A 12,202-nucleotide genomic window follows, 5' to 3' on the forward strand; every position below is an offset into this window, starting at 1 on the left:
GGAGATAATAGGCTCAGAAGTCAGCAGCCCGGCGCTCAGGCCGGGAGCAAGATCCGGCGGGATGCCGGAACCAACGTGGAGAGGCCAGGGACGTGACGTACGTAATCGCGCAGCCGTGTGTAGATGTCAAAGACAAGGCATGTATCGAAGAATGCCCCGTCGATTGCATCTACGAGGGTGAGCGTTCCCTGTACATCCACCCGGACGAGTGCGTGGACTGCGGGGCCTGCGAGCCGGTCTGCCCGGTCGAAGCCATCTATTACGAGGACGACACCCCCGAGGAGTGGGCCGACTACTACAAGGCCAACGTCGAGTTCTTCGACGTCCTCGGCTCGCCGGGCGGCGCCGCCAAGATCGGCAACACGCACACCGACCACCCCATGATCGCCGCGCTGCCGCCGCAGAACCAAGACAACTAGGACGGCCCTCCGGTGACTTCTGCGGTGCGCAGTTTCGGCCTCAGCCTGCCCGACTACCCGTGGGAGGCGATGGCGCCCTACCTCGCGCGCGCCGCCGCCCACCCCGGGGGGGCGGCCAACCTCTCGATCGGCACCCCGGTCGACGACACGCCTGCCCTCGTCCAGGAGGCGCTCCGCGCGGCGGCCAACGCCCCCGGCTACCCGACGGTGCACGGCACGCCGGCGCTCCGGGAAGCGATCGCGGCCTGGTTTGACCGCCGCCGCGGCGTCCCCGGACTCGACCCGCAGAACGTGATGCCCACCGTCGGGTCCAAGGAACTCGTGGCCTGGCTGCCGTTCCTGCTCGGCCTCAAGCCGGGCGACGTCGTCGTGCGGCCCACCGTCGCGTACCCCACCTACGACATCGGGGCCACCTTCGCCGGCGCCGATCACGTGGCCGCGGACGACCTTGACGAACTCGACGCCGACACCCGGTCCCGTGTCCGGCTCGTCTGGGTTAACTCCCCGGCCAATCCCACCGGCAGCGTCCGCGACGCCGACTCCCTCAAACGGATCGTCGGCCAGGCCCGGGACCTCGGCGCCGTGGTCGCCTCGGACGAGTGCTACGCAGAACTTGGCTGGGGGGAGTGGGACGTCCAGCGCGGCGGGGAGCCTGTCCCCAGCATCCTGGACCCCCGCGTCGCCGGCGGCTCCCTCGAGGGCCTGCTGGCCGTCTACTCCCTCAGCAAGCAGTCCAACCTGGCCGGCTACCGCGCCGCCTTCGTGGCCGGCGACGGCGCGATCATGGCCAACCTGGTCAACAGCCGCAAGCATGCGGGCATGATCGTGCCCTACCCGGTCCAGGAAGCCATGCGTGTTGCCCTTGGCGACGACGGGCACGTGGCCGCGCAAAAGGACCTCTACCGCGGCCGCCGCGAACGGATCGTCCCGGCGCTGGAGCGTTTCGGGCTCACCATCCACGAATCCCGGGCCGGGCTCTACCTCTGGGCCACCGCGGGCGAGCCCACCTGGGACACCGTCGGCCGGCTCGCCGACCGCGGCATCGTTGTGGGCCCCGGCGTCTTCTACGGTGACGCCGGCCACGGCTTTGTCCGGGTGGCGCTGACCGCCGCGGATGAACGCATCGACGCCGCCGTCGAGCGGCTGGCTACGGGACCGTAACAATGCTGTGATGCGGGGCACAAGATACGCGATTTGGACGCTTTGGAGAAGCCCCGGATTAGTGCCACCCGCGAACTGGCGGTAGTTTTTAACTGACTATCAATGGTGGCTTTCCACAAGAAGGCAGCGCAGCCGTTGGAATCCGTGTCCAGATACAGGTTCCGTGGGCCGCTCCACCAGATGTTGGATCAAGCTTTCAACAGAGGCCCTGACGCCTCATGAGGAGAATCCATGACTGAGACCACCAGCGCAACCCTGCGTCATGCGGGCGGCGAGCTCGAGCTCCCCCGCATCAAGGTTGTTGAAGGGAACGAAGGCTACGACGTTTCCAAGCTGCTGAAGCAGACCGGCGCCGTTGCCTTCGACCCCGGTTTCATGAACACCGCGGCCACCACCTCGGCCATCACATACATCGACGGCGACGCCGGCATCCTGCGCTACCGGGGTTACCCGATCGAGCAGCTCGCCCAGCACTCCAGCTTCCTGGAAGTCTCCTACCTGCTGATCTACGGCAACCTGCCGACCCCGGCCGAGCTGGAGGCTTTTGACCAGCGGATCCGCCACCACACCCTGCTGCACGAGGAACTCAAGGGCTTCTTCAGCGGCTTCCCGCGCGATGCCCACCCGATGCCGGTGCTGTCCTCCGCCGTGTCCGCGCTGTCCACGTTCTACCAGGACTCGCTGGACCCGTTCAACGCCGAGCAGGTTGAGGTCTCCACCTACCGGCTGCTGGCCAAGATGCCGGTCATCGCCGCGTACGCGCTGAAGAAGTCCGTCGGCCAGCCGATGCTGTACCCGGACAACTCCCACAACCTCGTGGAGAACTTCCTGCGCCTGAGCTTCGGCCTCCCCGCCGAGCAGTACGAGGTGGACCCGGTGGTGGCCAAGGCCCTGGACCTGCTGCTGATCCTGCACGCGGACCACGAGCAGAACTGCTCCACCTCCACCGTGCGGCTGGTCGGCTCCTCCAACGCCAACCTCTTCGCCTCCGTCTCCGCCGGCATCAACGCCCTCTTCGGCCCCGCCCACGGCGGCGCCAACGAGGCCGTGCTCAAGATGCTCCGCCAGATCCAGGCCGACGGCATCAAGCCCGAGGACTACATGGAGAAGGTCAAGAACAAGGAAGACGGCGTCCGCCTGATGGGCTTCGGGCACCGGGTCTACAAGAACTACGACCCGCGCGCCAAGATCGTCAAGGCCACGGCCCACGAGATCCTCAGCAAGCTCGGCGGCAACGACGAGCTGCTGGAGATTGCGCTCCGCCTCGAAGAGAAGGCGCTGCAGGACGACTACTTCATCGAGCGCAAGCTCTACCCGAACGTGGACTTCTACACCGGCCTGATCTACAAGGCCATGGGCTTCCCGGAGAAGATGTTCACCGTGCTGTTCGCCATCGGCCGCCTGCCGGGCTGGATCGCCCAGTGGCGTGAAATGATCAGCGACCCGAGCACCAAGATCGGCCGCCCGCGGCAGCTCTACACGGGAGAGCCGGAACGGAACTACCCCGCCGTCTAAGGACAGCCAAACCACGACGCCGGCCGCGCACCTCGAGCATGAGGGGCGCGGCCGGCGTCGTTTGTTGTGCCACTCGTGGTGCTGGAGTTGCGCGTGTGAACGGCGTGGGAGACCCGGGAACGGGCACGCCCGTGCTAAAAAGGAGCAATGCCCAAATTTGTCGACGCTGCTTTGCGGCGCCAGGAAGTTGTTGAAGCCGTCTTCAGGATTGTCGCGGCAGACGGGCTCGAGCGGGCCTCCCTGCGCGAGGTCGCCGACGAAGCCGAGCTGGCCGTCGGCTCCGTGCGGCACTACTTCGCCAGCAGCGACGAACTCCTGGCCCACTCCTTCGGTGTTGTGGTGGACCGGATCGCCGGCCGGCTGGAGACCGCGGAGGCGCGGCTGGCGGGAACCGCCCCCGGCTCGGAGGAGCACCGCAGCGGCGTGTTAACCCTGCTGGGGGAACTGCTGCCGCTGGACGAGGAACGCGCCGTCGATGCCTGCGTCTGGATGGCCTTCAAGAACGCGGCCCGCACGAGGCCGTTCCTGGCCCCGGAAGCGGACCGCAGCCACCGCACGGTGGCGGCCGTCGTCGGCCGGCTGATGATGGACCTGGCCGCGGCCCGGGACGGCGGCGCGGACGGGCCGGACCGGCAACACCTCGTCACCGAGGCCGTGCGGCTGCTGGCCACCCTGGACGGGCTCACCATGCACGCCCTGCTGCAGCCGGAGTGGATGACGGCGCAAATGTGCCACGATGTACTCGAAGCCCATCTGGCGAGCCTGGGCGGCCGCGGCACCAGCCATTAACGTGCACTATCTTCAGGAATAGACTGGAGAAGTACGTCTTGCCAAGGGAGGCAATCGGATGCACCACACAGGCGGGCCCGGCTGGCGAATCACCATGGATACCTCCGGGCCGCTGCTCATAGCGCTGTACGTCCGAGACGCGGCCGGCCTCGAAGCCGTCGGCCATCCCGCACTCTGCCATGCGGCCCCGAAGATCCGCGCCTCGGACCATTCGCACCTGATCGAGGAGGTGGGCGGCGTCAGTGCCCTCAAGACCGAGTGGGAGGCGTGGTGGGCGCAGCTGCTGAAAGCCCATCCGGAGATGGAACCGGAGCTGGGCCCGCCGGGGTTCCGCGCCTTCGGGAACTCGCCGGCCCTGCGCCGGGTGCTGCAGGCGCACTTCGGTGCGGCCCTCAGCTGGGCCCGCGAACGCCGGGGGGAGTACCTGGCCCTCGAGGCCGAGCGCGATGCCAGCGGAGCCACCGGGGTGCTCGCCGACCTGGTGGAAGACCGGCTGCTGGAGGTCGGCCGGGCCGCACGGGATTTTGAGCTGACCATCATCGAGCTTCCTCTGGCCGAGCCGCGGGCCTGGTACCTGGAGCCGGACAAAATCATCATGAGCTCGGCCCTGCTCTCCGAGCCGGAGCTGTTCCGCAGCTACGTCCAGCCCGTCGTTGAACTGCTGGTCTGAACCGGGCGGCGCCGGCTACGGGGCGGGTTCCCCGGCGACCGTGATGCTCACCTGACCCGCGGGCGCGTCCGCAGCCTGCCAGCCATTGTGGGTCGCCCGGTTCCAGCTGCGCCCGTCCACCCTGACCTCGGTGATCGAGAGGGCCTTGGCGTTGGCCACCGCCCACTGCGCGACCGCCCATCCCCGGGTGTCCTGCGCCTGCACCGTGACCGTCCGCCCGGCGGCCGTCGCCGGGATGGCCCCGAAAGCCGCTGCAAGGCGCTCCTGGAGCAGTCCGGCGTCGCCGGCCGCGTCCGGCGCGCGCAGCGAGCAGTCGAGGCCCTGCGCCGTATGGCCGGTCAGGGCGGAGGCGAACGCCCGGGCCATTCCCTCGTGCTGGGCGTAAGCGCCCGGGTACGCCGAGCGCTGGACTTTCTGGGCCGCGTCGGTGATGGGGATGACCTCGTACCCCGGGACCTTCACCAGCGCATCGTAGAAGGCGTTCGTGGCGTGGTTTGGATCCATCACCTCCTCCTCGGTGCCCCAGCCCTGGGAGGGGCGCTGCTGGAACAGCCCCCGCGAGTCAGGGCCCGCCTGGTCGCCATGGCCGATGTTGCGCAGCTTCGACTCCTGCATGGCCGTTGCCAGGGCGATGCTGGCGGCGCGGGCGGGCAGCCCGCGCCGGACCGCGATGGCACTGATGAGGGCGGCGTTGGCGGCCTGGTCGGTGGCGAGATCGTCGCCGCCGGAGCCCGCGGCGGTGCAGCGCTCGGTGATCAGGGTCTCGGAGCGCTGCAGGAATTCCACTGCCGTATAGACGGCGCCAGCCACCATGGCCAGGGCCAGCAACAGCACGATCCGACGGCGCCAGCCACCTCTGCGTGCCACGTAACAACTCCCTCGGGCCCTTCCGGGCCGGTCCAGTCTTCAGCCGGTCTCTGCCCGGCCGGTGCCTAGTTGGCGTGCAGAGCCTCGTTGAGCTCGACAGTCTGCCCCTTGCGGGCCAGGACCTCCACCTCGCCGCTGGAGGAGTTGCGGCGGAAGAGCAGGTTCGGGACACCGGAGAGCTCCACGGCCTTGACGATCCGGCTGGTGTCCTCGCCGTCGGCGTCCTTCTGACCCACCACACGCACCCGGGTGCCGGCCGTGACGTACAGCCCGGCCTCAACGACGCAGTCGTCGCCGATGCTGATGCCCACCCCGGAGTTGGCGCCGAGCAGCACACGTTCGCCCAGGGAGATCTTTTCCTTGCCGCCGCCGGAGAGGGTCCCCATGATGGAGGCGCCGCCGCCGACGTCGGAGCCGTCACCGGCCACCACGCCGGCGGAGATCCGGCCCTCGACCATGGAGGTGCCCAGGGTGCCGGCATTGAAGTTCACAAAGCCCTCGTGCATGACGGTGGTGCCTTCGGCGAGGTGTGCGCCGAGGCGGACCCGGTCGGCGTCGGCGATCCGGACGCCGGAGGGGATGACGTAGTCGACCATCCGCGGGAACTTGTCCACGCCGTAGACGGTCACGGCGCCGCGCCGGCGCAGCCGTGCGCGGGTCAGTTCGAAGTCCTCGACGGCGGCCGGGCCGAAGTTGGTCCACACGACGTTGGGCAGCTTGCCGAAGATGCCGTCCAGGTTGATGCTGTTGGGGCGCACGAGGCGGTGCGAGAGCAGGTGCAGGCGCAGGTAGGCGTCCGCGGTGTCGGCCGGGGCCTCGTCGAGGTGGGCCTGGACAAACACGACCTTCTGCTCGGTGCCGCGGTCCGCGTCGTCGCCGGCCGCGGCGATCTCGAGCAGAGACTCGTCTGCGTTCGCCACATCGCGCAGGCTCTCCGCCGCGGTCCCGAGCGCCGGCGCCGGGAACCAGACGTCCAGCACGGTGGCCTCACCGTTGCGGGTGGCGATGGTCGCGACGCCGTAGCCGTAGGCGGAGCGGGAGTCGTCGGGCACGGCAGCAGAAACGGTTTCAGTCATGACCCCAAGTCTATAGACGGCCCCCGCGCTCCCCGAAACCGGTGACGGCCCCGGGCGGGGGCAGGAGGGCATATACAGTGGAACGGTGACTGAGCATACTGCCCCGGCCCGCCTGGACCTGCACCAGGACGTTGCCCTGCTGACCGCGGACATCATCGACATCTTCAGTGTCTCCGGGGCGGAGGGCAGGCTCGCCGACGCCGTCGAGCACGCCCTCCGCGCCATCCCGCAGCTGGAGCTGGTCCGCGACGGCGACGCGATGATCGCGCGCACCAGCCTGGGCCGCGCCGAGCGGGTCATCCTCGCCGGGCACCTGGACACCGTCCCGCTGCCGACCACCGAAGGCGCGCTGGGCACCGTCCCGTCCTACTGGCCCTCCGGGGCTCCGGGCGAGGGCATCCTGTACGGGCGCGGGGCCACCGACATGAAGAGCGGCGTCGCGGTGCAGCTCGCCCTCGCTGCCGGCCTGTTCGACGGCGGCGCGGAGCCGGACAAGGACGTCACGTTCGTCTTCTACGACCACGAGGAAGTCGAGGGCGTCAAGAGCGGCCTTGGCCGGCTGGTCCGCAACCACGGGGCCCTGCTGGAGGGCGACTTCGCGATCCTGCTCGAACCCACGGACGGCACCGTGGAGGGCGGCTGCAACGGCACCATCCGGTTCGAGGCGACCACCCTCGGCGAGGCCGCCCACTCGGCGCGGGCCTGGATGGGCAGCAACGCCATCCACGCCGCGGCCCCGATCCTGGACCGGCTGGCCGCCTACGAGCCGCGGACCGTCAACGTCGACGGCCTCGACTACCGCGAGAGCCTCAACGCCGTAAAGATCCACGGCGGCACGGCCGGGAACGTCATCCCGGACCGCTGCGTGGTGGAGATCAACTACCGCTTCGCCCCGGACAAGTCCATGGCGCAGGCGGAGGAACACGTCCGTGAACTGCTGGCCGGCTTCGACCTGGTCCGCACCGACGGCGCCGCGGGAGCCCGGCCGGGCCTGAACCACCCCGCCGCCGCGTCCTTCGTGGCCGCCGTCGGGGCCGAGCCGAAGCCCAAGTACGGCTGGACCGACGTCGCCCGCTTCAGCGAACTCGGCGTCCCCGCCGTGAACTTCGGCCCGGGCGATGCGCTGCTGGCCCACAAGGACGATGAACACGTCGACGCCGAGGCGATCCGCGTGTGCCTGCGGGCCCTGCGGAGCTGGCTGGGCGTGTAGCCCGGTCCCGGGCCGCCCGGGGGACGCATTAAAAAAACAGTGAAGGTCCGGAACCCGACGGGGTTCCGGACCTTCCTCCGTTGGGGCGTTTTGCCCGTGCGGCCTACTTGGCCGGGGCGGTGCCCGCGACCGGGGCGTGCGCCATGCCGCCGGCGGCCTTCTTGGAGCCGCGCTTCTCGATCCAGATCGCGAGGCGTGAGACCGCGAGGTTGATCGCGATGTAGATGGCCGCGGCCACGAAGAACACCGGGAAGAGGAACTGCGGACCCAGGAAGTCGGCCATCACCTGGACGGCCCGGAGCAGCTCGCCGTAGGCCACGATGTACCCGAGCGAGGTGTCCTTGAGGAGCACCACGAGCTGCGCCACGAGCGAGGGCAGCATCCGGCGGATGGCCTGCGGCAGCTCGATGGTCAGCCGCGACTGGAAGCTCGTCAGGCCGATCGCAAGGCCGGCCTCACGCTGTCCCTTGGGCAGCGACTGGATGCCGGCGCGGATGATCTCGGCGAAGATGGCCGAGTTGTACAGGACCAGGCCTGCCACCACGGCGATGAAGGAGCTGGTGGCGAAGACGAGCAGCACGAACAGCATCATCAAAACCACCGGCATGCCGCGCAGGAACTCCAGCACAATCCGGGTGGGAATGCGGATCCACGCGAGGTCGGAGATCCGCATCAGGCACAGCAGCAGGCCCAGCGGGAAGGCGATGACGGCGGAGACGGCGGCGGCGCTGAGGGTGGCCCCGATGCCGTCGGCGATCAGCTTCCAGACATCCGCCTGGCTAAAAATGGCCCACCGCCGGCCCTCGAAGATTCCCTGCTGGGCGAGAGTCATCACGGCCAGCGCCACGAGGGCGCCGATTGCGATCACGCCGATGACGGAACCGATCAGGGAAATGCGACGGGCCTTGGGTCCCGGGACGTCGTAGAGAACGGAGCTCATCGTGCGATCGCCACCTTTCGTTCAACCACGTTGGCGAGGTAGCCAAGCGGGACGGTAATCAGCAGGTAGAAGAAGGCGACGCCGACCAGGACCCACATGACGGCGTCGCCGTGGGAGTTGGCCAGCTGCTTGCCGTAGCCGAAGAGCTCCAGGACGTAGAACGCGCCGGCGACGGAGGAGTTCTTCACCAGGGCGATCAGGATGTTGATCAACGGCGGGATCACCGTGCGCAGGGCCTGCGGCAGGATGATCAGGGAGAGCACCTGGCTGAACTTCATGCCGATGCTCCGGGCGGCCTCGGCCTGGCCGACCGGGACGCTGTTGACGCCGGAGCGCACGGCCTCGGCGATGAAAGCCGAGGTGTAGGCGCTCAGGGCGATGATGGCGGCGACTTCGAACTGCTGGAACGTAACGCCCAGGCGGGGCAGCACCACGGCGGCGAAGAAGAACGCGATGGTCAACGGGGTGTTCCGGACCACCTCCACGTAGGCCATGCTGAAGCCGCGCAGCGCTGCGATGGGGGAGACCCGGGCTGCCGCGAGCAGGGTGCCGAAAATGAGGGCGAAGATTCCCGAGACCACTGCCAGGAAGAGGGTTCTGAGAAAGCCGTCCCAGTACTGGGGCAGGCTTTCAATGATGACGTCCATAAGTTCCTTCAGCTGCGTTGAGGGGATTCAAGCGTTAGCAGGGGTGTGGCGGCCGCCGGAGCGCGCAAGGCGCCTCGCTCCGGCGACCGCCACGGCCTGCTTAGTAGCGGTTGATGGCGGGGAGCTTCGGGGCCGTCTTGATGACGGCGCCGGCGGTTGCTTCCCAGGCCTTCTTGTACGAGCCGTCCTTGTCGAAGGCTTCGAGCTGATCGTTGATCCAGCCGCGGAAGGCCTTGTCGTCCTTCTTCAGGCCGATGCCGTAAGGCTCCTTGGTGAAGGTCTCGTCGGAGGCGAGCTTGAAGGCTTCCGGCTCCTTGTTGACGAACCCGGCGAGGATGACGTTGTCGGTGGTGATCGCTTCGACCTGCTTGTTGCGCAGCGGCTCAAGGCAGGCGGAGTAGGTCGCGGCCGGGACCAGGACTGCTCCGTACTTCTCCACGATGGTGGAGGCGGGGGTGGAACCGGTCACGGAGCAGACGTTCTTGCCCTTGACGTCTTCGGGCTTCTTGATGGAGTTGTTGTCCTTGTTCACCATCAGGGCCTGGCCTGCCTCGTAGTACGGGCCGGCGAAGTCGACTTCGGTCTTGCGCTTGTCGTTGATCGTGTAGGTGGCGACGATGATGTCAACCTTGCCCTGCTTGATGAACTGCTCGCGGTTGGCGGAAACCGTCTCGACCCACTCGATCTTGTCGGCGGAGATGCCGAGCTTGGCGGCGATCAGCTTGCCGATCTCGACGTCGAAGCCGACCGGCTTTCCGTCCAGGCCCTTCTGGCCGAACAGCGGCTGGTCGAACTTGGTGCCGATGGTGATCTTGCCTGCGGACGAAAGCTTTGCCATGGTGCTGTCGGCGGCGAAGCTCGGCTTCTCGGCTACGGGCGGATTGGTAGTGGAGGAGCTGCCGCCGCAGGCGCTCAGGCTCAGGGCCAGAGCTGCGGATGCGGCAACCAGAAGGGATTTCCTTCGGGTCAAAAATGCCATCATGACATTCCTTTCATTGGACGGCCGCCTCACGGCGGCCCGGGTGCGAACTCTGCGGATGTTCGGTGGTGGTCTGGCGAAGCGGAAGGGTCAGTGCGTCAGCAGCTTGGACAGGAAGTCCTTGGCGCGGCTGCTCTTCGGGTTGGTGAAGAACTCTTCGGGCGTCGCGTCCTCGACGATCTGGCCGTCGGCCATAAAGACCACGCGGTCCGCGGCCTTGCGGGCGAAGCCCATCTCGTGGGTCACCACGATCATGGTCATGCCCTCCTTGGCCAGCTGGATCATGACGTCGAGGACCTCATTGATCATTTCCGGGTCCAGCGCGGAGGTGGGCTCGTCGAAGAGCATCACCTTCGGCTTCATGGCCAGGGCGCGGGCGATCGCCACGCGCTGCTGCTGGCCGCCGGAGAGCTGGGCCGGCAGCTTCGGCGCCTGGTGCCCGACGCCGACGCGCTCCAGCAGGGCCATGGCGTCCTTGTCAGCCTCGGCCTTGGGCACACCCTTGACCTTGATCGGTCCAAGGGTGACGTTTTCCAGGATCGTCTTGTGCGCGAACAGGTTGAAGGACTGGAAGACCATCCCGACGTCGGCGCGCAGCTTGGCCAGTTCCTTGCCCTCGGCGGGCAGTTCGTTGCCGTCGATGGTGATGACGCCGTCGTCGATGGTTTCCAGACGGTTGATGGCGCGGCAGAGCGTTGACTTGCCGGAGCCCGAGGGCCCGATGACAACAACAACCTCGCCCTTGCGGACGTTCAGGTTGATGTCCTTGAGGACGTGCAACTGGCCGTAATGCTTGTTGACGGCATTCAGGGAGACGAGGGCATCGCCGGGCACTTGAGTAGTCATAAGAAGAATCTAGCGAACATTAGCCGGATATGACGGCAATCACTCCCAGTTGGTCCACATCGTGACCCAAGAGATACCCGCAGGTCAGGGTCATACCATACGCTCCGCCGGGCACGACGCGCCGGACCGCCAGGCCCGGCGATCCGCGCTAGCCTATGGGCATGAGTACCGAGCCGCAGCCCACCCCAGACCAGACCGCAGGGAACGCAGGCTCCGGCCGCCGCGAGGTCCCGCCGGCCAACGGCATCCGGCATAAGGGGCCCCTGGAGCTGCGCCGCAAGGCGGCGAAGGTCACAATGTCGGACCAGACGCTGCTGGACACCAAGGGACCCGGCCAGTTCGTCCACACCGACCCGTGGCGGGTGCTGAGGATCCAGAGCGAATTCGTGGAAGGCTTCGGCGCCCTCGCCGACCTGGGACCGGCGGTCAGCGTGTTCGGTTCCGCGCGGACCGTGCCGGGCAGCCTCAACTACGAACTGGCCGTCGACGTCGGCCGGAAGCTGGCCGACGCCGGGCTGGCCGTCATCACCGGCGGCGGTCCCGGGTCCATGGAAGCGGCCAACAAGGGCGCCGTCCAGGGCAACGGGGTCTCCGTGGGGCTCGGGATCGAACTGCCGTTCGAGCAGGGCATGAACCAGTGGGTGGATCTGGGCATCAACTTCCGCTACTTCTTCGCCCGCAAGACCATGTTCGTGAAGTACGCCCAGGGATTCATCGTGCTGCCCGGCGGCCTTGGCACCCTGGACGAGCTCTTCGAAGCCATGGTCCTGGTGCAGACCCGGAAGGTGACGTCCTTCCCGATCGTGCTGATCGGCACCGCGTTCTGGAGCCCGATGCTGGAGTGGTTGCAGACCACCCTGGTGGCCGAGGGCATGATGGCGGAGGAGGACCTCGACCTCGTGCAGGTGGTCGATGACCCCGCGCTCGCGGTCGAACTCATCGTCGAGGGCGCCGCCAGGCACCGCAACCCCACCGGCAACAACCCCGGCACGGGGAGCAACGGAACGGGGAACGGCGGCGCGGTGAACGGCAACGGCCCGCGGGCCTGAACAGTCCGCCCGGCCGCGTCTGGCACGATGGAGC

At 67.9% G+C, this 12,202-nt stretch carries 13 protein-coding genes; 7 read left to right on the forward strand and 6 right to left on the reverse strand.

Annotated elements, in window-relative coordinates; all coding sequences use genetic code 11:
- Positions 1-92 precede the first annotated feature (92 nt).
- The 5 genes from fdxA to AC6I9V_RS13065 all read left to right on the forward strand — a co-directional run bounded on the left by fdxA (position 93) and on the right by AC6I9V_RS13065 (position 4,554).
- Positions 93-419 carry a ferredoxin gene (gene fdxA / locus AC6I9V_RS13045; RefSeq protein WP_056737938.1) on the forward strand — a complete coding sequence of 109 codons (327 nt, stop codon included), beginning with the start codon at positions 93-95 and terminating at the stop codon, positions 417-419.
- A 12-nt stretch (positions 420-431) separates the two neighbouring features.
- Positions 432-1,580: a succinyldiaminopimelate transaminase gene (gene dapC / locus AC6I9V_RS13050; RefSeq protein WP_497899731.1), complete on the forward strand. Its 1,149-nt coding sequence runs from the start codon at positions 432-434 to the stop codon at positions 1,578-1,580.
- 231 nt (positions 1,581-1,811) lie between these two features.
- On the forward strand, positions 1,812-3,095 hold the full coding sequence (locus AC6I9V_RS13055) for a citrate synthase (protein ID WP_497899732.1): 1,284 nt from the start codon (positions 1,812-1,814) through the stop codon (positions 3,093-3,095).
- A 147-nt stretch (positions 3,096-3,242) separates the two neighbouring features.
- Positions 3,243-3,884, forward strand: a complete 642-nt coding sequence (locus AC6I9V_RS13060) for a TetR/AcrR family transcriptional regulator (protein ID WP_497899733.1) — start codon at positions 3,243-3,245, stop codon at positions 3,882-3,884.
- A gap of 58 nt (positions 3,885-3,942) precedes the next feature.
- Positions 3,943-4,554, forward strand: coding sequence for a hypothetical protein (locus AC6I9V_RS13065; protein WP_497899734.1), 612 nt, complete (start codon positions 3,943-3,945; stop codon positions 4,552-4,554).
- Positions 4,555-4,569: 15 nt separating this feature from the next.
- Here AC6I9V_RS13065 and AC6I9V_RS13070 read toward each other — a convergent pair whose 3' ends face one another.
- Together AC6I9V_RS13070 and dapD are read right to left on the reverse strand one after the other, a co-directional pair.
- Complete coding sequence (locus AC6I9V_RS13070) at positions 4,570-5,421, reverse strand: hypothetical protein (RefSeq protein WP_497899735.1); 852 nt, start codon at positions 5,419-5,421, stop codon at positions 4,570-4,572.
- 65 nt (positions 5,422-5,486) lie between these two features.
- Positions 5,487-6,497 carry a 2,3,4,5-tetrahydropyridine-2,6-dicarboxylate N-succinyltransferase gene (gene dapD / locus AC6I9V_RS13075; protein WP_497899736.1) on the reverse strand — a complete coding sequence of 337 codons (1,011 nt, stop codon included), beginning with the start codon at positions 6,495-6,497 and terminating at the stop codon, positions 5,487-5,489.
- A gap of 85 nt (positions 6,498-6,582) precedes the next feature.
- Here dapD and dapE point away from each other — a divergent pair, with 85 nt between their 5' ends.
- Complete coding sequence (gene dapE, locus AC6I9V_RS13080; protein WP_497899737.1) at positions 6,583-7,707, forward strand: succinyl-diaminopimelate desuccinylase; 1,125 nt, start codon at positions 6,583-6,585, stop codon at positions 7,705-7,707.
- 103 nt (positions 7,708-7,810) lie between these two features.
- On the opposite strand, the gene AC6I9V_RS13085 is transcribed toward dapE, so the two are convergent.
- The 4 genes from AC6I9V_RS13085 to AC6I9V_RS13100 all read right to left on the reverse strand — a co-directional run bounded on the left by AC6I9V_RS13085 (position 7,811) and on the right by AC6I9V_RS13100 (position 11,119).
- The gene (locus AC6I9V_RS13085; RefSeq protein ID WP_349411940.1) at positions 7,811-8,647 is read right to left on the reverse strand and encodes an amino acid ABC transporter permease; all 837 of its coding nucleotides are present in this window, start codon (positions 8,645-8,647) and stop codon (positions 7,811-7,813) included.
- A complete protein-coding gene (locus tag AC6I9V_RS13090) occupies positions 8,644-9,294 on the reverse strand; it encodes an amino acid ABC transporter permease (RefSeq protein WP_349411942.1) in 651 nt (216 codons plus the stop codon). The genes AC6I9V_RS13085 and AC6I9V_RS13090 overlap by 4 nt, the downstream gene beginning before the upstream one ends.
- A 100-nt stretch (positions 9,295-9,394) precedes the next feature.
- A complete protein-coding gene (locus AC6I9V_RS13095; RefSeq protein ID WP_497899738.1) occupies positions 9,395-10,276 on the reverse strand; it encodes a glutamate ABC transporter substrate-binding protein in 882 nt (293 codons plus the stop codon).
- Positions 10,277-10,363: 87 nt separating this feature from the next.
- Positions 10,364-11,119: an amino acid ABC transporter ATP-binding protein gene (locus AC6I9V_RS13100; protein ID WP_146337010.1), complete on the reverse strand. Its 756-nt coding sequence runs from the start codon at positions 11,117-11,119 to the stop codon at positions 10,364-10,366.
- Between the two features lie 155 nt (positions 11,120-11,274).
- On the opposite strand from AC6I9V_RS13100, the gene AC6I9V_RS13105 reads away from it, so the two are divergent.
- On the forward strand, positions 11,275-12,168 hold the full coding sequence (locus AC6I9V_RS13105; protein ID WP_497899739.1) for an LOG family protein: 894 nt from the start codon (positions 11,275-11,277) through the stop codon (positions 12,166-12,168).
- Positions 12,169-12,202 lie beyond the last annotated feature (34 nt).

This window comes from Arthrobacter sp. SlRoot2-15, assembly GCF_059739345.1.

Coding starts and splice junctions, on each gene's coding strand:
- AC6I9V_RS13055 (WP_497899732.1), top strand. CDS start 1,812: ATGACTGAGACCACCAGCGCAACCCTGCGTCATGCGGGCGGCGAGCTC.
- AC6I9V_RS13060 (WP_497899733.1), top strand. CDS start 3,243: ATGCCCAAATTTGTCGACGCTGCTTTGCGGCGCCAGGAAGTTGTTGAA.
- AC6I9V_RS13065 (WP_497899734.1), top strand. CDS start 3,943: ATGCACCACACAGGCGGGCCCGGCTGGCGAATCACCATGGATACCTCC.
- dapD (WP_497899736.1), bottom strand. CDS start 6,497: ATGACTGAAACCGTTTCTGCTGCCGTGCCCGACGACTCCCGCTCCGCC.
- AC6I9V_RS13085 (WP_349411940.1), bottom strand. CDS start 8,647: ATGAGCTCCGTTCTCTACGACGTCCCGGGACCCAAGGCCCGTCGCATT.
- AC6I9V_RS13090 (WP_349411942.1), bottom strand. CDS start 9,294: ATGGACGTCATCATTGAAAGCCTGCCCCAGTACTGGGACGGCTTTCTC.
- AC6I9V_RS13095 (WP_497899738.1), bottom strand. CDS start 10,276: ATGATGGCATTTTTGACCCGAAGGAAATCCCTTCTGGTTGCCGCATCC.
- AC6I9V_RS13100 (WP_146337010.1), bottom strand. CDS start 11,119: ATGACTACTCAAGTGCCCGGCGATGCCCTCGTCTCCCTGAATGCCGTC.
- AC6I9V_RS13105 (WP_497899739.1), top strand. CDS start 11,275: ATGGGCATGAGTACCGAGCCGCAGCCCACCCCAGACCAGACCGCAGGG.